Origin of the sequence: Sphaerospermopsis torques-reginae ITEP-024, assembly GCF_019598945.1 — a bacterium.
In the GTDB taxonomy this organism is placed as follows: Bacteria; Cyanobacteriota; Cyanobacteriia; order Cyanobacteriales; family Nostocaceae; genus Sphaerospermopsis.
Genome location: NZ_CP080598.1, coordinates 4,914,449 through 4,935,357, shown reverse-complemented (window position 1 = coordinate 4,935,357; position 20,909 = coordinate 4,914,449). Strand labels below are relative to the sequence as shown.

The window sequence follows — 20,909 nt, the reverse complement described above, 5'->3', positions numbered from 1 at the left end:
TATTTGATAATTAATATTTCACCTGTTCAACATCAGTGTGAATAAAATCATTTCCTTTAAATAATAAAGGTTGGTTTGTGAATTTTGCTAAAGCATAAGAAAAACAATCTCCCATATTTAATTTTGCTGGATGACGACCTTTTCCAAATTTCAAAAATCCTTCGCTGGCTAATTGTGCTTGTTCTATAGTAAAAGGTACAATAGTTATAGACAGTGTTTCAATTAGTAATTTCAAATTCTCTACACCTTTTTCACCATGTTTAGTACCTAAAACTATGGATGCTTCCACAGAGCTTGGAGAAGATAATAGACATTCTTCACTTTCGTTAATCAATTCAATAAATATCAATTCTTCAGGTTCACCATAAATAATTGCTAGGATAGCAGAAGTATCAATCACCATTATTCTAATAATCCCAATTCATTATAACCAATAATTTCATCAGCACTTCTATCATCAAGAACAGGTAAATTTTTAATTTGATTGCAGATATTACGAACAGCAGCAATATCTACTTTACGCTTTTTTGTAGATGGTAAAGTATGAGCATAAACTTGATATAAAAGTTTTCCCTTTATTTCCATTCCCGCAAAATCATCTGGCATTTTCAGACATAACAAACCATTTTCGTCTACACGAGCTTCAATGTTAATTTGTGGCATTTTTCTGTCCTTTAGCGAAATACATAATCTGTGAATTAGTCAGTTACATCTATTCTTAGTTTAACATATTTTGGTAATTTTTCTGAATTAGGATATCTAGAACACCCTTTGGAAAGTCAAAAATTAAAAATCCGCGTTTATCCGCGTTCATCTGCGTTTAAATTTTGTCTGAATTAGGATATCCAGGATTTAAGGATTTACAGGATGTATAATTGAAATACACCCAAAAGCTAATAAATTATCTCTAATTATCCGCGTTTATCTACATTTAGCTGCGTTCAACTTTGATTCAATTACTAATCATGCTGCTATTTTATACAACTCAGAAGTTAACTCTCGTAAAGCAGAAATATATTGAGACTTACCACCAAAAATTTTCACAATTTCTGGAGGAGAACCAAATTGTTTTAAAGGTTCTAATTTCAGTACAGATAAATCTTCAATATTTTCAATTCCCTCATTCGCGTATTTTTCCAAAAGTGCATTTAAAACGTCCCTTGCTTTTTCACCATATTTAGTAAAATAATCTCGTTTTTTTACATTTTCCGCTCTTTGTTTACGAGTTAAAGGTGGACGATTCCAAGCAACATAACATATTAAATCAAACAAATCTAAATCTTTTTTAATTTCCTGTTCTAACTCCTCAGCAATAATATCATGGTTTCGTAATTCTGCAATCAAAGCAGCTTTTTTATCAGCTTCATTCCAGCGGGTTAAAAAATCATCCAAACTGCTAAACTCTTGCAATAAATTTTGTTTGGTATAATCGCGTAAACTGGTAGTAACTAATTCTCCTGCTTCATTCAAATATTGAACTCTTTCATTAAGAATCGCAATCGAAACACCTGTAATATAAATCTTATCACGTTTTTCCGAAACAATATTACCACCTTGAATAATTTTCGGTTTAGTATCAATAAAATTCTCAGGACTTTGACTAAAATCAATCATTTCCCCAGTATCTTGATCAATAATAGATTCGCTTAAATTGCCATTAATATCTTCTATAGTTAACGGTTGATTTTTACCGAGTTCTTTAATCATAATTGGATGATGATTAAAATTCGGAGCAGCAAATTGATCTGTAACATTTCTAAAATCCATGATTGTGAAAAACTGCTTATCAAATTGTTCATTAATTCTCGTACCTCTACCAATAATTTGTTTAAATTCCGTGGGGGATTCAATATTAGTATCAAGAACAATTAATTTACAAGTTTGTGCATCAACTCCCGTCGTCATTAATTTAGAAGTTGTCGCAATCACGGGATAACGTTCTTCGGGATTAATAAAATTATCAAGTTCCCGTTTTCCTTCCTTATCTTCTCCAGTAATACGCATCACATATTTATGATTTTTTAAAGCTAAATTACCCGCTTCATTGATAATCGCTTGACGCATTCTTTCCGCGTGTTCTGTATCTGTACAGAAAATAATTGTCTTTGCATAAACATCGGTTTTTCTTAAATATTCCATTACCCTTTTAGCGACTGTTTTGGTTCTTTCATCAATTACTAAATGTCTATCAAAATCTTTAAGATTGTAGATTTTATCTTCCACAAAATAACCTGATTTATCTCGTTTTCCCCTTTCAGGACGATAACCTTCTAAATCTACATTTAAACCTATCCGAATCACTTTATAAGGTGCAAGAAAACCATCATCAATTCCCTGTTTCAGAGAATAAATATAAATCGGTTCACCGAAATATTCAGTATTAGAAATTTCCTTTGTTTCCTTGGGAGTTGCAGTTAAACCGATTTGGGTAGCACAACTAAAATATTCTAAAATTTCTCGCCATTTACTGTCATCCGCAGCACTACCCCGATGACATTCATCAACTATAATTAAATCAAAATAATCAGGGTCAAATTCTTTATAGGCATCCAAAATATCATCATCATAATTAACCAACCCTTGATATAATGCTAAATATATTTCAAAAGCAGTATCAATGACTTTGTTTTTAATAACTGTCATTTTGTCTTTAAAATGCCTAAAATCACCACGTTTTGTTTGACTAATTAAAGCAGTTCTATCAGCTAAAAATAATACCTTTTTCTTAATACCATTTTTCCACAAACGATAAATAATTTGAAAAGCGGTGTAAGTTTTACCCGCACCAGTGGCCATGACTAAAAGTAACCGATTTTGACCTTTAGCAATTGCTTCTACTGTACGATTAATAGCAATTTGTTGATAATATCGTGGTTGACGACCTTGAGTATCAAAAAAGTAATCAAAACTAGCTATTTTTTCCGCTTCTGGTGTTTCTATTCCTTTATATTTTTTATATTTCTGCCAAAGTTGCTCAGGAGTGGGGAAATTATCAAGACTTAATTCTTGTTCAATTAAATTAGAAAAACCCGATCTATCATGTTCTAAAAAACCATCACCATTGGAACTGAAAGCTACAGGTAAATCTAATATTTCTGCATAATTTAAAGCTTGTTGCATTCCTGCACCAAGAGGGTAAATATTTTTTTTAGCTTCAATTACAGCAATGGGAATATTCGGTTTATAGTAAAGAATATAATCAGCTTTTTTAGCTTTTCCACGTTTAGCTTGATTACCTTTAACATAAATTCGACCATCGGTAAAATATACCTGTTCTCGTACTTGTTTGGTAATATCCCAACCGGCACGAACCAAGGCAGGTAAAATATACTTTGTACAAATATCCTGTTCTGACAGTTCCCGTTTATCAGTCATATGTACAATCACTTATATGATTAAGGGTTTATTAGATAATTATATAATAGGTGACAGGTGCTACGCCACGGTGACAGGTGAAAGTAGAGATTGGGAGAAAATTTTTAGATTTGAGACTTGATATTTTAGACTGGAAGTGAAACAAACAATCCAAAATCCAAAATCCAAAATCCAAAATTGAATCACCAATTACCAAAAAAATATCACTCACCCCCTAACACATTTTGAGAATGAGCGATATTGCTAATAATTGAAAAGAGACGGAGTTAATAAAAGGAATTTACAGCCTATTTATTGATGGTTTTCAGATTTTTTCTGATAGCTGACGACTGAATACTTACCTAAAAGAAAGCAGCTTGATGACGAATCAAATTCAAAAATTCTTCACGGGTTTTTTGCTCATCTTGGAAAACACCAACCATAGAACTGGTAACAGTCCAAGAACCAGGTTTTTGTACACCACGCATCACCATACACATATGGGTAGCTTCCATCACCACAGCTACACCTTTAGGTTCAAGAATGGTTTGCACTGCTTCGGCAATTTGGCGAGTTAGTCTTTCTTGAACTTGTAAACGACGAGCATACATTTCCACAATTCTCGCCAATTTACTTAAACCGACAACTTTTTGATTAGGGATATAAGCAACGTGCGCTCTACCCATAAATGGCAACATATGATGTTCACAAAGACTGAAGAAATTAATATCTCGCACTAACACCATTTCTTCATGGCCTTCATCAAAAATTGCCCCATTCACCAGTTCTTCTAAAGATTGGTTATAGCCACTGGTGAGAAATTTCATCGCCTCAGCTACGCGCTTGGGTGTTTTCAATAATCCTTCTCGTTCTGGATCTTCTCCAACACCGACGAGCATTGTCCGCACGGCTTCCATCATTTGCTCCATGCTTTCCTCTGAGGGTGGGTGCAAATCTGCCTGTTTACCATTATGGGTGTTGCGGTCAGGTCTGGTGCTGATAGCTTGCGCCAAGTCAGAAATCAAAGGAGATTGTGAGCGATTAGAACCGTTAGAACTAGCAATAGTCATGGTATTAGTCTTGGTAATTGGTAATTGATAATTGACAATTGGTAATTGGTAATTGGTAATTGGTAATTGGTAATTGGTAATTGGTGATTGGTAATTGGGAAGAATAAACTCTTGCATGAATGCCTTTTGCCTCTTGCCTTTTTACTGTCACCTGTCACCTGTCACCTGTCACCTGTCACCTGTCACCTAACAATTAAAGAACACCAGCATTAGACATTAGGGTTAATTCTTCAATCACTGCTTCTTGTGGTAATAAGGCAGTGTGCAGAATTGTCTGAGCTACTATTTCTGGAGTTAACATTTTGGTACGGTCAAAGTTAACATTAACTGTTTCCGTATCCCAAATTTCAGTATTGACAGCACCTGGACAAATTGCTGTTACACGAATGCCGTGGACTCGTTCTTCTTGTGCCAATGTTTGAGAAAGGGCTAATAACCCAGCTTTGCTGACGCAGTAAGCTCCCCAACCAGGAAAGGTTTGTTTGGCAGCGATGGAGGCAATGTTAATAATTGTCCCTTTACCTCGTTGTCTCATTCCCGGCACAATTGCCATCATGCACTGAAAGACGCTGGTAATATTTAAATCAATTACCCGCTGCCAGTCTTCTAAGGGAGTATCGCTTAAATTGGCAGTGTATCCTATACCGGCATTATTTACCAAAATGTCTATGTCGCCAAATTCATCGGCGATCGCCTGAATTTTGGTTTTTACTTGGGCAACACTACCCAGATCAACGGTGAAAGCTTTTGCTTCTACTCCTATTTCTTTGGCTGCTACTGCTACCCCTTCTAATTTCTCCTGAGAACGGCTGACTAAAGCAACGTCTATTCCCGCCTTGGCAAAGGCTAAAGCTGTTGCTTTGCCTATTCCACTACTTGCACCAGTAATTAAAGCGCGTCTTTTATGCTCAAAACTCATGGTATCTCCAATTTTTTTGGCAGTTTTGCTATTCACTACCTACCCAATCAGTTAAATAATTCTTAAAATCAGTTGATTTTATGCTCAATATTGCTAGAACCGTTTATCAATATGGGTATATTGCCTGTTATCAGCCTTACCTGTCAGATCCGAAAGTCTTGACGTGAATAATTAGGCTTTTATATCAAGCTGTTTCATGAATACACAACAAAATGCCTATAGCTGTTCAGATTGTTAAGAATCTTTAAGCTATAGGCAATTATAGCATTGTTGATGTAAGAATCAGATATGGTTATTATTTTTAGTGGGCAATTTCGGTAAACACACCAATTTTTCTAAATTTCTCATAGCGTAGTTGACGGCGCTCGGCTGGTGTTAAACGGTTGAGTTCGTCCAAGTTATCTAACAAAGCTTGTTTGAGGGTGGTAGCTGTGGTTAAGGGGTCAGAATGAGCGCCACCGATAGGTTCTGGTAAAATCTGATCAATAATGCCTAAGTTTTTCAAGTCGTGGGAAACGATTTTTAATGCTACTGCGGCTTGGGGTGCTTTAGCTGCATCTTTCCACAAAATAGCAGCGCAAGCTTCTGGGGTAGCAACGGTATAAACAGAGTGTTCAAACATCAGGAGGCGATCGCCCACACCAATACCCAAAGCACCACCAGAACCACCTTCACCAATGACGGTACAGAGAATTGGCACATCAAAACAAAACATTTGCCTTAAATTATAGGCGATCGCTTCACCTTGTCCTTGATGTTCTGCTTCTATACCTGCCCAAGCACCGGGGGTATCAATAAAGGTAATAATGGGCATCCCAAATTTATTGGCGTGTTCCATTAACCGTAGTGCTTTACGGTAGCCTCCAGGTGCAGCCATGCCAAAATTCCGGGCGACATTATCTTTAGTATCCCGGCCTTTTTGATGACCCAACATGACCACAGGTTGTCCACCTAAACGACCCACACCGCCGACTAAAGCTGGATCATCACCACCACAGCGATCGCCATGTAACTCCATCCATTCATCACTAATCGCCTGGATGTAATCTAATGTACTAGGGCGGCGCGGATGTCTTGCCACTTGCAGTCTTTGAGATGGTGTCAAACTGCTAAAAATTTCCTCCCGCAGTTGCATCGCTCTAGTTTCCAGTTGGCGAATTTGCCCGGAAACATCCACACCATTTTCATCTGCCAGTTGCCGAATTTGATCAATGCGGGTAGCCAGTTCTGCTAAAGGCTTTTCAAAATCCAATAGTAGGGGTTTGCGTTCAGTAGTTGCCATAGTTAAAAATTAGGTGACAGGTGACAGGTGACAGGTGACAGAGAAGAAGCAGGGGAGCAGAGAGCAGGGTGAAATTATTTGTATTTTCCCAGTCCCCAATCCCCAGTCCCCAATCACCAGCCCCTAAACTAATAATGGTCTAAAACCATGTTTAAGCGATAGTTGACCAATATATTCCATTTTGTCTACGGTAATCTGATTGCGCCCCCAAGAAAAGTTAGTGTATAACTTCTCAAATTCCAATAACATTGATTCCGCAAAACAAGCAAACAATTGCCGTTCTGGAACTTCCATATTGACGATTTTCATAATTTTCCAGTCAATATCCAGGGAATGCTCCACAATTCCACCATTTAACACATATACACCTGGATGCTGAATTTTTGTTCCTAAGTTTTTAGGATAGCCCCCATCAATCAATAAGCATGGTTGCTTTAACACTGTGGGATCTATTTCTACACCTTTGGGCATACTCGCCACCCAAACTACAATATCTGCTTGGGGTAGTGCCTCTTCTAAACCCATAATCTTACCACGTCCCAATTCTGCTTGTAGTGCTTGTAGACGTTCTTGGTTACGGGCGATCAATAGTAGTTCTTGGACATCTGTTTTTTTATCCAGCCAGCGAGTAACTGCACTGCCAATATCACCAGTCGCCCCACACACTGCTACAGTTGATTTTGAAAGTTCTATTCCTAATTGCTGGGAAGCTGCTTCTACCTGACGGCAGATAATATAAGCTGTATGGGTATTGCCTGTAGTGAAACGTTCAAACTCTAATGTGACATTACGGACTTGTTGAAACTGCTCTAAATTAAAGTTCTCAAAAATAATTGAAGAAAACCCACCCAAAGCCGTGATATTGATATCATGCTTTTGAGCATGAGCCATAGCGTTAAGTATTTTGCGGGTTGCCGCCTTAATCCGCCGATTTGCCAACATTTCTGGCAAAAAGCACGACTCTACATATTTTCCTTCAATTTTTTGACCTGTTACGCTGGTAACGGTGATGTGATCAACAATTTGCGGTGGGGCGCTACACCAAAAGTCTAGCCCTTGATCGGCATATTCTGGGTATCCCAATTCTTGAGCTACAGATTGAGCGTGTTCTAAACTTGTCAGATGTCCAATTAGACCAAACATTAGTGATATTTTAGGCGTGTGCTATGAAAAGCGTGGGAATAATAATCTCTATTTCTTAAAAATACTACATTAAGTGTCAATATTGGTGACTGGGGACTGAGTACCTCACAGGGGTAGGTTTTTAATATTAACTGTGAAGGCAGGACCTGGAAGACAAGGAGGTATTGTAGACAAAGAAGATTTGATACGCACAGCAGTATTTTTACGGAGTTTTTTGGTTACCAAGAGCATCTGATTTTGTACGGTTTTCCTCCCTTGTCCACTGTCCTTCCAAGTCATCCAAGTCTTGCCCTCACGACAATGTAAAAAACCTACCCTTGTGAGGCCTCCCCTGCTCTCTAGACGGTTGCCAGTCCGTAAGCAGAAAGACGCATGATGTCACGGGTGGTAAAGCCAATGTTACTTAATGCTTCTCCGTATTGAATCATGAAGTCTTCTACCAAGGCATCTTTTTCCATGCCCAAGATTTTAGCGTCATCAGCTACTTTGTTGAGCATTTGCCAGACAATAGGCAGGTTTTGACGGTTGGCTTCTTCTAATTCGGCTTTGGAACTTTCAAAGTTTGCTTCCAGCCAAACTTCACCAAAGTTTAGATGACTGTATTCATCTTTAACCACCCCTTCAGTAATTTTGCGGGCAAAATCATCAGCTACAGGAATGTAGATGTTATAAGCTGCGATCGCAAAACATTCAATAATCAAAGATTGAATTAACAGACAAGTCACAACTTTACCTTCTGCTGCTGCTTTTTGAAAGTTTTCATGCAGTCCTGAGAAAAACTTCTTAGCAAACTGTATATCAGGAGTAACTGATAAATTGCGTCCACAAGCTTCAAAGCCTTTCTTGTGTCTGTTTTCCATCTTTGAAAGCTTGATCAGTTCATCTTTACTATTTGGCAACAGTTCAGCTAATCTGATGTAATTATCATGGGCTTCTTCTTCCCCTTCAATTACAATCGCATTAATTCGGCTATAAGCATCTTTGTATTTTTCGCTCTGAAAATCAATTTCTTGAGTTTGTTCAACAAGTTGCTGCATAGTAGGTTGACTCCGTACCCCTAAATTATTTTGCTACTGAAATTTAATTCACCCTCTCAATTGTGGGCAATCATCACTATTGTTTAATTTAACTTAACAAGAAGTTATGGTAATTAGATTAATTTTTACCAATTAGCACCCCACCAACAGTCAAGTATTTCCATCCTTTATTCCCCGTTTTCTATAGTCTGACTAGGAAAAACCAATGATTTTGGAGTTATAAACCATGTCTAAACTCAACTGGAATTGGCAAAACACGAACTTATGGAGCTTTTTACTGTTACTGCTAGGAGCATTTATAGTTTTACTACCATTATTCGTGGTTTTTCTCACTTCCTTTGCTCCTGCGGGTGCAACACCGGGAGTTGGGGGACAGAATAACTGGACTTTAGCCAATTACCAGGAAGCGTGGGAACGAGGCAAGTTTTTACTGGCTTTTGCTAATTCTACCTTAGTAGCGATCGCAGTTACAGCTTTTCAGATTATCACATCCGCGCTGGCGGGTTACGCCCTGGCTAGGCTGAAATTTTGGGGTAAACAAGCAATATTACTAGTTATACTGGCCACTTTAGTCATTCCCTTTCAGTTATTGGTGATTCCCATTTTCCTGGTTTTGAAGTGGGGAAATTTGATTAACACCTACTGGGCTTTAATTTTACCCACTGCGGTTAATGGTTTTGGGATTTTTTTGTTACGTCAATATTTCCAGACAATTCCCGTAGAATTGGAAGAAGCAGCAGCTATTGATGGAGCGAACCGACTCCAAATTTTATGGCAGGTAATGTTACCTTTAGCACGTCCCGCTTTAGTAACTCTATTTTTGTTCACTTTTATCGGTGAGTGGAATGATTTATTTAAACCTTTGGTATTTACAACCAGACCAGAATTAAGAACTGTACAACTGGCTTTAGCAGAATTTCAAGAACAGTTTACTAATAATTGGCCGTTGATGATGGCGGCGGTGACAATTGCTACTGTTCCTGTCATGGTGTTATTTTTGATTGGACAAAAGCAGTTTATTCGCGGTATTGCAGCAACGGGGATAAAGAATTAATTTGTTATTCAGAATTAGGATGTTTAGGATTTTAGGATTTACAGGATTAACAATTTGGTGATGATGAAAATTAATGTAAGTTAATGTAAATTCAGCCACTCCAACCAACCACATAAAAACACTAAACTCAAATTCTGTCATTCACAGAAAAGATGCAAAAGCTGGGTTTAGTTTTAATCATTGTCTCGTTTTTACCCTGGTTGGCGATCGCCCTCATTCTACCATTTCTCCCGCTTGCAGTTGCCCAAAAAGCCCTATTAGTACCAGCTTTATTGGTTTTGGCTGAAGTTATATTTTGGTTAGGTGCGCTACTTGTTGGCAAGGAAGTAATACAGCGATATCGGCGTTATTTGAATTTTCGTTATCTGCGAATTTTGCTAAAAAGATGGAAACGGAAAAACACAAAAAGATAGTACAGCAGGAGTCAGGAGTCAGGAGTCAGAATAAAAATCAAGTATCCTTTATTTATCTCCCAAACAAATCATCCCTATACCATTTCTCTGTAACATTGCACTAAATCTTTAACGTCTTAATTTACTGTCTTCCTTTGTGTACTTTGCGTACTTTGCGGTTAGTAAAAAAAAATTAACTGCAACTTCATAGAGAATTGGTATTAATCTAACATCCTGTAAATCCTTAAATCCTGGATATCCTGATTCAGACAATCAAAATTATCATACCCCATTTGTTAAAATAGGTCTTTAGAAATCTCTGTATAAAGTATAAATTCATAACATGGCAGCACAAAAACTTAACGAAACCGAACTACAACAAGCCCTAAATAGTTTACCAGGATGGCAAATTAAAGATGGCAAATTATGCAAAGAATACAAATTTAAAGACTTTGCTACCGCTTTAGGTTGGATGGTGACAGCAGGTGTTTACGCAGAAACAATGGGACATCACCCCGAATGGTCTAATGTTTACAGCACTGTAAAGGTGAATCTTATCACCCACGACATCGGTAATGCTATCAGTAATTTAGATGTCGAATTGGCGAAAAAAATGGAAGAAATATATAAATAGGGAATAGGGAATAGGGAATAGGGAATAGGGAATAGGGAATAGGGAATAGGGAATAGGGAATAGGGAATAGTTTTTTACCAATTACCAATTACCAATTACCAATTACCCATTACCTAATTTGTCTCTTGAATTTGTAACCTAATAGTATGATCGGTTGCACCACTGAGTTTAATTTCCATAACTTCCCCTCCCAGTGGTTCAACGCAACCAAGGAGCGATCGCAAATTTGGTGTACTCGCTCCTGTATCAACATACAATCTATCAGCTAAGTTACTGATTTTCTTCCAAGTCATGTATAACTTGGCTATACCTTGTTCCATCTGGGATGCTTGGTTTACTAAGTCGGCTGCTACACTCAAACACCCAATACGTTGCGCTTCTTCTAATGCTGTTTCAATATCCACATTTTCCTCTGTTAGTGCTTGCACCTGGACAGCAGATTTGAGATATTTTGCTAATTGTCTAGCTTCTGTAGTGGCTTGTTTTAAAGTATCTACATCAGGATTTTCCGCTATTTCTCTCTGTAACGCTTTCTGGTGTGATTCTGGCAGTTTTTCCATTTCCTTCACCAGAGGGGCAATGTAGCGAGCAGGAAGGCTATTATCTGCGGCTTTTTCCTTGACTGGTTCAGGTAACAATTCTGAGGACATGGCTGTCCATTCATCCGTGAGTTGACGGACTTCTCTGCGGGTGATGCGATCGCCTTTTTGCGCTGCTTCACTCACCATCTGTTGTACTTCTGGTGCAGCTTTGGCAGTTTCTACAAATGCCCGTTTACTAAAATTATTAACTGTACTGGGGTCTAATTTACCATCTTCAATTAAGGTATCAGCACTGTTAGCTAATTGAATCCAAGAATAAGCTTGAGTTTTACTAATTTCCCGTTCCTTCAACCATTTGAGGAAACCAGTACCACGCCCATCTCCGCCTTTTTTCTCTCTGTCACGGATAGCGCGTAAAATGCGACCCCGCCAAATTTCCGTTTGCAAATCAAAGCGATCGCATACTTGCCAAGCTACATCTAACTGCTGTAAAAAGTCAGACTCAGCAATTTCTTCATCTTCTGGATCTGGTAATTCAAAATCCAAGTCTACAGGCTGTTGCAGTGCAGCCGCAAGGTCATTCATAGAGTCGGTATCTTGCACGGTAGATAGCTGGTTGGTGGATGCGATCAACTCACTGTTACAAATTCTGAGTAATTACACAGGATCAGCAACAATAAGCAGGTAAATATTATAGAGGAAAAATTTAAACTTGGATAAATTTGGATAAATTTTAAATGCCTTCAAGCTACTAAAGGCATAAATTCAAAATATTTGAGGACTTACTTATAGTACCAAAAATTTCCTGTAGGTTGCGTAAGATATCAAAAAATGGTTACATTTGTATATACAAAATTTATTTTTCCAAATACTCATTAGACCAATCAGATACTTAGGAGAGGTTTTCAACAACTCTCCTTTTTAATATCGAAAAACACCTTATTATTCCGTAGGGGTAATTCATGAATTACCCCTACTTTCGTTACCTTTTGCGTAAGTCCTGCTTGTATCTAACTTACGCGATGGTTAGGCAGTTTCCAAATGTTTTCGATAGTCTAGAAAGAAATTAGACTTCAGCTAAACAACAATGAACCAGGTAGACTATCTTCGTATTAGTTTAATTGATCGCTGTAATTTCCGTTGTCTGTATTGTATGCCGGAAGGTGCAGAATTAGACTATATCCTGAAACAACAATTATTAACTGATGAGGAACTACTCACTCTTATTCAAGAAGTATTTATCCCTGTTGGTTTTACTCGCTTCCGCTTGACTGGTGGTGAACCTCTACTCCGTCCTGGTGTGGTGGAGTTGGTAAAAAAAGTTGCCCATCTTCCCCAAACTCAAGATTTGGCAATGACTACTAATGGGTTTTTATTAGCTCCTATAGCTCAAAAACTTTATGATGCAGGTTTAAGAAGAATTAATATTAGTTTAGATTCTCTCGATCCAGATACTTTTGAGCAAATTATTGGTAATCAAGGCCGTAAACGTTGGCAGCAAGTCTGGGACGGGATTCAAGCTGCTTATAATGTGGGTTTTGATCCGTTAAAGTTAAATGTGGTGGTAATACCAGGTGTCAATGACCATGAAGTTTTGGATTTAGCTGCTTTAACGATTGATAAAAATTGGCACGTCCGATTTATTGAGTTTATGCCTATTGGTAATGGTGATTTGTTTGGCGATCGCGGTTGGGTATCTTCTGCTGAGTTACGCGATCGCATTCGTCAACGTTGGGGCTTGACAGAATCTCAAGTTCGTGGTAACGGTCCAGCAGATGTATTTCAAATTCCCGGAGCAAAGGGAACGCTGGGTTTTATTAGTCAAATGTCAGAGTGTTTTTGCGATCGCTGTAACCGAGTGCGTCTTTCTGCTGATGGTTGGTTACGTCCCTGCTTACTCAATGAAACTGGGCAAATTGATTTAAAATCTTCTTTACGTGCTGGTTGTAGCACTACTCAATTACAATCACAAGTCAGAGAACTATTAGCAATCAAATCAGAAATTAACTTTAAACAACGCGACTCCGGTACAGTCGGCGCGTACACCCGTACCATGTCGCAAATTGGAGGTTAACCTAATTTTAGATTTTAGATTTTGGATTGTGGATTCAAAGAACAACTATTCCAATCCAAAATCGTAAATCCAAAATCCAAAATTGAATTACGCTTGACGTGAGTAGTATTCCACAACCAGCAGTTCATTAACTTGGAGTGCTACCCATTCTCTTTCAATCACACTATTGACTTTACCAGTCAATTTGTTTTTATCAAATTCCAAGTGATTGGGAAGGTTAGCTAAACCGGGATACTGTAAGTTAGCTTCTACCAATTTTTTGGATGCTTCTTTATTTCTCACACCAATTTCTTCACCAGGACGGCACTGATAGCTGGCTATATTCACTACACGACCATTAACGGTAACGTGACCGTGGTTTACCAGTTGACGTGCTGCGGGAATAGTGGGAGCCATACCCATGCGAAAAACTGTATTATCTAAACGCATTTCCAGCAATTGCAGCAATACTTGTCCGGTAGAACCAGTCACTCTTCTGGCTTTACGAACATAGCGGAGCATTTGCTTTTCTGTTAAACCGTAGTTTAAGCGAAGTTTTTGCTTTTCTTCTAGACGGATAGCATACTCAGACCGTTTTTTGCGGTTTTGACCATGTTGGCCTGGTGCATAGGCACGTCTAGCACTTTTGCGAGTTAATCCTGGTAATTCGCCCAAGCGGCGGACAATTCTGAGGCGCGGACCTCTGTATCGGGACATGAGTTTCCTTATCTAATCCTGTTTAAACTTTACCCAAATATTTTATTATCACATAACTCTTAGCAATTAGCTAGAGGATTCTTGCTTTAATGATAAATACAGCCAATTGCAGATCAATGAGGTACAGAATCAAAATTGAAACCTAGACACAAAGAGATTTTTACTCCTGACTCCTGTACGGGCGAAGCATTCGGAAAATAGCTTTGAACAAAAATTGATCATTGGTCGCCCGAATGCTTCGCCCCTACTCCTGACTCCTGCTGTATCAGACTTTTGGAAGTATTTGGGTACTGACAATGAAATTCCTTGATGATAGAGGAGTTTCAGCAAATTCTAAGTTAGCATAACTTTGGGTGTTTGGAGAATAGCAATGTTAAAACGCAAAAAAGAAATTAGCAGTTTTCATAACTACAAAAGTAGTCATGTCTGGAAAATGTTTACAATTCCAGTGATGGCGATCGCCGGACTATGGACAAATATCTTGCCAAGTCAAGCTGTGATAAGTTCCTATAGAAATGATTACCGTGCTTGTGCGGCTCAATTATTAAGTGCGGGAGTTACAGCACAAGCAGCATCTCAAAGTTGTGCTACAGCCATGCGACCAAGAGAATTATCTAGTTGTGTAGCTCAAATTACTAAACAAACAAAAATTACACCAGCGGATGCCCTTTATTCCTGTAGTCTATCCCGTCGTAGTGAAGATTTTGCTACCTGTGTAGTTGGCATTAGCAAGAGTACCCAACAAGCAATTAACCAAGCTGTTTTAAGCTACTGTGGACGCAGTTTATTACCTGTTACCTTTGCTGAGTGTGTGGTTGGTTTACGCAAAGAAATTAATTTAACCCCGATTGAGTCTTTAGATCGGTGTATTGATGCCAGTTACCGTTCTATTAGTATTGGGGCTGGATCTACAACACGGCCGGGATTAATACCACCTTTTCAGACACTGCCTATCCCATCAACTCCTGAAGGTAGCATTTAGGTAGCATTTAAAATTATCTACAATTAGCTACAATTAGTTACATTTGCTGAAAATTTTCTGTCATCTGCTCTCGGTGACAGAATTACCGTAAAATCGTTGTCTTCTATGACGATTCAAAACCCAAATCAAAGTCAACAGGTAAATAGTTGGCTCAAGGTAATATCAGCAAAAATTAGAAGATAACTTCTAACTTTTGTTGATTTAGTCGTCTTGATTACCAAAAGCCATTTGTAAAATCATGGGTGTACCGCCAACGCAGTGATATTTATCTGCCCAAGCGCGAATAATTTCATCCAATTCTTCCATTGCTTCCTGCATTTTTTCCAGAGGAATATCCAGTTCTTCTACAGCACGCATAGAATTGGCTTTTCTTTCTGCCCAGTCTTTCATCATCCGAAAATAACGCGCAGTATCTTCGACCATTGTATAAGTACGTTCTTGGTCGTCTGCTGGGGCGTAAAATGGACGAGTTAATGCGTAAAAAGGCATTCCCCAAGGTGAATCAATGCGTGTTACTGTACCTGAGTAGAGTAGACGGCGCTTGATATGTTCTGCCAAAGCTTCGCTCAAAGGCATTTGGTGATGCTGGGGTAACTCTTCTTGCGATCGCTTGTGTAGAAATTCAATTAGCTCTAAAAATTCAAAGGAAGTAACTAACTGAGCGTCAGGCAGATTTTTAGGCAGCTTGCGCTCGATTTGTTTTTTCTCTTCACTGGTGAGGCTTGTACCAGGAACACGGGACCTTCCTGGTTGCCAAGGATATTTTTCCATCCACACATAAGGCAATTGAATCAAATAGCGAGGTTCTTGGGAACCCAGCATTTTTAGCAATTTACCCTCAGTCAGAGCTTGTCTTACTTCCTCGACAATAATTTTGACTCGCTTCGGCTCCAGGTGGTGCAAATGCCCTGTCATTCGCAGGTTTTGTCCCTGTTCTAGATAGGTCATATAAATTGCACACTTAGCTGCTGTTGCGGCTGCATCTAAAAATGCTCCATGCCTATGGCCACTTGTACGCATGGCACTAAAAGCTAGATAAAGCATGATCTGATCCATCGCACTTGGACCAAGACGTTTGATCAGATCTATGTCGTTAGTCATATTCACAGACAGATGAATGGCACGTTTACGAAAAAATAGTAGTCAAATTTAAACTACCTATTGTACACCAAATTGTAATTTTTGTCTTCACTCTCAATGAAGATTTGTTATGGTTTCACCATAACATGGCTCTGGTGCTAAATTACCTTGGGTGTAATCATTAATTTTGAGCAGCAAAACAAAGGCTCACCACTGATGAGATCATGAGATCAGGTTAACAAAATTGATGCAGCTATTGAGGTTTAAGCTGTCGCCCATTGAATTTGCTTTTTTGTCAACTGCAATCTTTGCGGCTAGGCTGTTGACTTAATCAAACCAACCCTTAGTCTAGCATCAACTTGATCTAAATTGAAGAATATGCACATTACTGGAGGTTTAACTCATACCAATTATTAATTTTATATTAAGAAGGTCAGATTTGATTGGGTATTCCCTGGTTAAATCTGTTGACATATAAAATTATGGTAGAACTTTTCAAGCATTTGTACATAGTTTAATTGTTTTTAATCATTTAATTTTTGGCAATGGAAGATTTAACGTTTTGCATTTTTTCCCAAGTGATACCAACTGCGCCACCAGTTACCAATAAAACTCCCAGAATTTGCAGAATATCTAATTTTTCCTGAATCATTAATCCAGCGAAAATTACAGTCAAAACTGGGACAACAGCACCAATGAGAGCGGAGCGTTGTCCTCCTAATTTGCGAATGCCAAAATTGTTGAATAAATAGCCGCAAAGAGTGAGGACACCTAACATAAAAGCACTTAAAATCACTTCCAGTAAATTGGCTGATCTCAGGGCTAAACTCCAATCACTTGGTAAAGGTACTAATAAGCAAACAAAGCTGAATAACAACATGGTTGCGAAATTAATTAAAGCAAAAGAAACTGGATGCAGTTTCGGAGCGGATAACCTAGTAAGAATTACGTATGCAGAAAAAGCTATTCCGGACATAATTCCAGAAATAATTCCTAAAGAGGTATTATTAATACCAGTTGAATAACTACCCAAGATTAATAATTGACCACAAAAAATGCTAGAAATTGCACTAAAACTTAATAAACCAGGACGCTCACGAAAGAGAAACCAAGCTAAGAGTGAAGTGATCATGGGATAAATAAAAAACAGGGCGATCGCTACTCCAGTTGTTACTTGACCAATAGCAATGTAAATCAAAACTTGGGACAAAAACAACAAGCCACCACTCACAACCGACAACAGTAATACCTGTTTTGTGTTTGTTTTCTTGGCAGCAGCATTTCTGCTAACTGAATCAAATAGACTTTGTAAGTCTTGCCAAACTGGAGGGTGCAAAATAGGAGCCAAAAGCAACATCAAAGGTACAACTACCAATAATCTCAGCATCAAGATTAAGAAAATATTTCCCAATGTTGGTGAGATTAACTGTTGTGTCTGGAAGTTTCCTAACAGATCCGAACCTTGATAGAAAAGCGCCTTGACAACAACGTTGTAAAGGGATGACATCACTGTTGACAACACAACCAACAGGAAACCTATCTGCACTGAAGACTTGTTTGGGGAACTGGGAGGTTTTTGTTGTCGGGGTGTTACTTCCTGCTGTATTTGTTGGGGAGAGTATGGGTTTAATTTTGCTGGGGAAGACTCAGGAACAATGACAGAAACTGGTTCTGGTGGATGTTCTGGAGTTGGATTTTCTGGAGTTAAAGTTTCTGATGTTTCGGAAGTGAAAGACTCAGGAACAAGCACAGAAATTGGTTCTGCTGGATGTTCTGGAGTTGGATTTTTTGAAGTTAAAGTTTCTGATGTTTCGGAAGTGAAAGACTCAGGAACAAGCACAGAAATTGGTTCTGCTGGATGTTCTGGAGTTGGATTTTTTGAAGTTAAAGTTTCTGATGTTTCGGAAGTGAAAGACTCAGGAACAAGCACAGAAATTGGTTCTGCTGGATGTTCTGGAGTTGGATTTTCTGGAGTTAAAGTTTCTGATGTTTCGGAAGTGAAAGACTCAGGAACAAGCACAGAAATTGGTTCTGGTGGATGTTCTGGAGGTAGTGGTAATACAACCACAGCATCTGAGGATAAATTTCCACTTTTTGGCAACTCCTGAGTCAGTAAAGAAACTGGTTCAGCAACTATTCTCTGTGAAGAATTTTCCGAGAAACCGTTTTTGTGGGTTTCGCCCAGTTGTAATACTGTTGGCGCACCTCCTGTTAACATTTTCAGAGAATTTGTATCTTTGGTTTTCTCCAGTTCTGATCGTAAACGCTTGACAAATTCTGCTAAAATTTCTTCCCCTTGCTGCTGTTGATCGTACATTCGTAACAACTGCTGGGAAAGATGACTTTGATAATTTGTTAATTCTTGTTGGATAGAGCTAAAGGCAATTGTGACTGTATCATCCAGATTGTTCAACATCTGGCTGACATTTTCACTAATTTCACTAGCTACTGTAGAATTGACTTCAGCCGATCTGAGGGTGGACTGATCGGAAGATTCTCCGGTTATTGATTGTTCAGCTAAACTTTTGAGTGAAGATTGCAGTTGGGAAGATATATGTTTTGCTAAAACTTCCGCCAACTGACGAATCAAAACTTGCTGTTCAGTAATTTGTCGAGCTTGCTGTAATTTTTCTTTTTCTTCTATTAATCGTTGAATGTCATTGGCTAAACGGTTTTTTTCAGTTTCGAGCCGCTTTACATCGTCTTGTAAAGTTCTAATAACATTCTGTTGGAGTTGTTCTAAATCTTCAACTACATCCCAAAGGGCATTTTCTGCGGCTCTGGATAAGTCGCTTCTGTTTCGTGAGTTTTCTGGTCGCTTTTCAAATCGCCCCATTAGTTTCTAACCTCTAACACCTTGACGATAAATCAGTTATCAGTTATCAGTTATCAGTTGTCAGTCTCTTCACGGTTTACTGTTCACTGATAACTGTTTCACAGCCTTGCAGATTGGTAGGTTGTTAAAAACCAAAATTTATGCGAAGTGTAAATTGCGTGACAGTTTCCGTTACTTTGAGAATTTAAAATATTGTTTTGAGAAAAGTAGAAGATTTTTATCTCCTATTCAATATTTTAATAAATTGCCCACAATTATGCAAAAATATACTATTTATAGATAATTGCATAAGATGGCAGTTTTCAATTGTCCATGATTTGCATTTGCTGTGGGAGTACATCACCGAAAGTTTTTTGCAAAAAAAACAGTAATCTTACTTAATTTTTTTAGTCGAGAATGTATTGCATTCAAATAATAAGCATTAAGCAAGAATCTTCACAGATTTCATTTGCATTTTCAGATGATCCGGATAATACTGAAGATTATGGCGCTGATTACAGCACTGATGGGGACTGTAATTACCCAGGCTGCGGCTATCCCTTGGAGGGTTTGAAATTTAATTGATTTGAGGTTTTGTACCATTGCAATACCCACTACACCACCCACAAGGGCGTGGGAAGTAGATACAGGTAAACCTAACCGAGAAGCTAGTAAGATGGTGGCGGCGGTGGCGAGTTCGGCACAAAATCCGCTACTGGGTTGTAGGGAAATGATATTTTCGCCAATGGTAGCGATGACTTTTTTACCCCAGATGGCTAAACCTGCAACAATACCTGTACCTCCAAGGATCATAATCCAGATAGGGATAATTATCCCATTGTTGGGGACGGTATTTGTCTGGTTGATGTAGGAAATTACTGCTAAAGGTGCGATCGCATTTCCGACATCGTTTGCACCATGTGCGAAAGCGACGAAGCAAGCACTTAATAGCTGGAAGCGTGCAAATAGTTGCTCTATGGGATTTTGGATTTTAGATTTTGGATTTTGGATTGTGGTTAAATCTAATTTTCTCCAGTTATAGATTGTAAGTCCTATTGCGGCTATTGCACCAGTAAATATGGGGATGTCGTGGGAGGGGATGTTTAAACCGATTTTCTCACTTAAAAACTTTGTCAGTGGTTGGGTTAAGGTGGGCAGAACTATTACACCAAATATACTTAGTAAAATTGCACTTAACCAGGGAATCCATTCTTGTAGTTGTAAGCGGGGATGAGGTTGGGATAATATCCATTTTTGAATAAGGCTGTAAAAAAAAGCGGCGATGGTGGCGCTGATGACTGGTGTTAATATCCAACCAATGGTAATTAAACCTATTGATGACCAATCTATGGCGTTTTTTCCTAATGCTACCCAGGTAAAACCAGCGATCGCACCGACGACTGCATGAGATGAGGAAACGGGTAAACCGAGTGAGGTGGCTATTTGTAGCCATACCCCTGCTGATATGAGGACTGTTATCATCCCTAATGCTAGGGTTTGGGGTGTGGTGATGAATAAGTCGGGGTTAGCTATTTTTGTTCCTAGTGTTTCTGTTACACCATGTCCGAATAATACTGCACCTGTAAATTCTAAGATGCCGGCGATGATGATGGCTTGTGTCAGGGTGACAGCTTTTGATCCTACGGATGTTCCCATTGCGTTTGCTACGTCGTTTGCACCCAGGTTAAAGGCGACGTATAAGGATAAAAAAGCGATTATAATCATTAAACTCTTGATTATGGTACTTTATGTATTTTATGCTCATGTACCATAAAATCTATACTGATAGTATTATTAAATAATGCGATCGCTCTTTTTTATTATTTCGATAAATC

The 20,909-nt window shown here is 38.5% G+C and carries 18 protein-coding genes; 5 read left to right on the top strand and 13 right to left on the bottom strand.

The genetic code is table 11. The features are described 5' to 3' along the window. Positions 1-10 precede the first annotated feature (10 nt). From K2F26_RS22885 to K2F26_RS22845, 8 genes are all read right to left on the bottom strand, one after another. Positions 11-403 (bottom strand): type II toxin-antitoxin system VapC family toxin, encoded by a 393-nt coding sequence (locus K2F26_RS22885; RefSeq protein ID WP_220609620.1) that lies wholly within the window; start codon positions 401-403, stop codon positions 11-13. Next, the gene (locus K2F26_RS22880) at positions 403-663 is read right to left on the bottom strand and encodes a hypothetical protein (protein ID WP_220609619.1); all 261 of its coding nucleotides are present in this window, start codon (positions 661-663) and stop codon (positions 403-405) included. Before K2F26_RS22880 ends, K2F26_RS22885 begins: the two co-directional genes overlap by 1 nt. A 300-nt stretch (positions 664-963) precedes the next feature. Next, positions 964-3,375, bottom strand: coding sequence for an EcoAI/FtnUII family type I restriction enzme subunit R (gene hsdR / locus K2F26_RS22875; RefSeq protein ID WP_220611998.1), 2,412 nt, complete (start codon positions 3,373-3,375; stop codon positions 964-966). Positions 3,376-3,716: 341 nt separating this feature from the next. Then, positions 3,717-4,424 carry a GTP cyclohydrolase I FolE gene (gene folE / locus K2F26_RS22870; protein ID WP_220611997.1) on the bottom strand — a complete coding sequence of 236 codons (708 nt, stop codon included), beginning with the start codon at positions 4,422-4,424 and terminating at the stop codon, positions 3,717-3,719. A gap of 193 nt (positions 4,425-4,617) precedes the next feature. After that, positions 4,618-5,343 carry an SDR family oxidoreductase gene (locus K2F26_RS22860; protein ID WP_220611996.1) on the bottom strand — a complete coding sequence of 242 codons (726 nt, stop codon included), beginning with the start codon at positions 5,341-5,343 and terminating at the stop codon, positions 4,618-4,620. 301 nt (positions 5,344-5,644) lie between these two features. Then, a complete protein-coding gene (locus tag K2F26_RS22855) occupies positions 5,645-6,625 on the bottom strand; it encodes an acetyl-CoA carboxylase carboxyltransferase subunit alpha (protein WP_220609618.1) in 981 nt (326 codons plus the stop codon). 123 nt (positions 6,626-6,748) lie between these two features. Next, entirely contained in the window at positions 6,749-7,768 is a 1,020-nt protein-coding gene (locus K2F26_RS22850) for a long-chain acyl-[acyl-carrier-protein] reductase (protein ID WP_220609617.1), read from the bottom strand. A gap of 338 nt (positions 7,769-8,106) precedes the next feature. Then, complete coding sequence (locus tag K2F26_RS22845) at positions 8,107-8,805, bottom strand: aldehyde oxygenase (deformylating) (RefSeq protein ID WP_220609616.1); 699 nt, start codon at positions 8,803-8,805, stop codon at positions 8,107-8,109. Positions 8,806-9,031: 226 nt separating this feature from the next. Here K2F26_RS22845 and K2F26_RS22840 point away from each other — a divergent pair, with 226 nt between their 5' ends. From K2F26_RS22840 to K2F26_RS22830, 3 genes are all read left to right on the top strand, one after another. Beyond that, positions 9,032-9,859, top strand: coding sequence for a carbohydrate ABC transporter permease (locus K2F26_RS22840; RefSeq protein ID WP_220609615.1), 828 nt, complete (start codon positions 9,032-9,034; stop codon positions 9,857-9,859). A gap of 152 nt (positions 9,860-10,011) precedes the next feature. Beyond that, positions 10,012-10,272 (top strand): transporter suffix domain-containing protein, encoded by a 261-nt coding sequence (locus K2F26_RS22835; protein WP_220609614.1) that lies wholly within the window; start codon positions 10,012-10,014, stop codon positions 10,270-10,272. Between the two features lie 322 nt (positions 10,273-10,594). Next, positions 10,595-10,885 (top strand): 4a-hydroxytetrahydrobiopterin dehydratase, encoded by a 291-nt coding sequence (locus K2F26_RS22830; protein ID WP_220609613.1) that lies wholly within the window; start codon positions 10,595-10,597, stop codon positions 10,883-10,885. A gap of 113 nt (positions 10,886-10,998) precedes the next feature. Here the strand turns inward: K2F26_RS22830 and K2F26_RS22825 are convergent, their stop codons facing one another. Then, on the bottom strand, positions 10,999-12,012 hold the full coding sequence (locus K2F26_RS22825; RefSeq protein WP_437441063.1) for a hypothetical protein: 1,014 nt from the start codon (positions 12,010-12,012) through the stop codon (positions 10,999-11,001). A 502-nt stretch (positions 12,013-12,514) separates the two neighbouring features. Here K2F26_RS22825 and moaA point away from each other — a divergent pair. Beyond that, the gene (moaA, locus tag K2F26_RS22820) at positions 12,515-13,501 is read left to right on the top strand and encodes a GTP 3',8-cyclase MoaA (protein WP_220609611.1); all 987 of its coding nucleotides are present in this window, start codon (positions 12,515-12,517) and stop codon (positions 13,499-13,501) included. An 87-nt stretch (positions 13,502-13,588) separates the two neighbouring features. Here the strand turns inward: moaA and rpsD are convergent, their stop codons facing one another. After that, positions 13,589-14,197 (bottom strand): 30S ribosomal protein S4, encoded by a 609-nt coding sequence (gene rpsD, locus K2F26_RS22815; protein WP_194056297.1) that lies wholly within the window; start codon positions 14,195-14,197, stop codon positions 13,589-13,591. 370 nt (positions 14,198-14,567) lie between these two features. On the opposite strand from rpsD, the gene K2F26_RS22810 reads away from it, so the two are divergent. Beyond that, positions 14,568-15,179, top strand: a complete 612-nt coding sequence (locus K2F26_RS22810; RefSeq protein ID WP_220609610.1) for a hypothetical protein — start codon at positions 14,568-14,570, stop codon at positions 15,177-15,179. Between the two features lie 201 nt (positions 15,180-15,380). Here the strand turns inward: K2F26_RS22810 and hetR are convergent, their stop codons facing one another. The 3 genes from hetR to K2F26_RS22795 form a co-directional block, all read right to left on the bottom strand. After that, positions 15,381-16,280: a heterocyst differentiation master regulator HetR gene (hetR, locus tag K2F26_RS22805; protein WP_220609609.1), complete on the bottom strand. Its 900-nt coding sequence runs from the start codon at positions 16,278-16,280 to the stop codon at positions 15,381-15,383. A 511-nt stretch (positions 16,281-16,791) separates the two neighbouring features. After that, positions 16,792-19,095 carry an EamA family transporter gene (locus tag K2F26_RS22800; protein ID WP_220609608.1) on the bottom strand — a complete coding sequence of 768 codons (2,304 nt, stop codon included), beginning with the start codon at positions 19,093-19,095 and terminating at the stop codon, positions 16,792-16,794. Positions 19,096-19,551: 456 nt separating this feature from the next. Beyond that, positions 19,552-20,799 (bottom strand): inorganic phosphate transporter, encoded by a 1,248-nt coding sequence (locus tag K2F26_RS22795; protein WP_220609607.1) that lies wholly within the window; start codon positions 20,797-20,799, stop codon positions 19,552-19,554. Positions 20,800-20,909 lie beyond the last annotated feature (110 nt).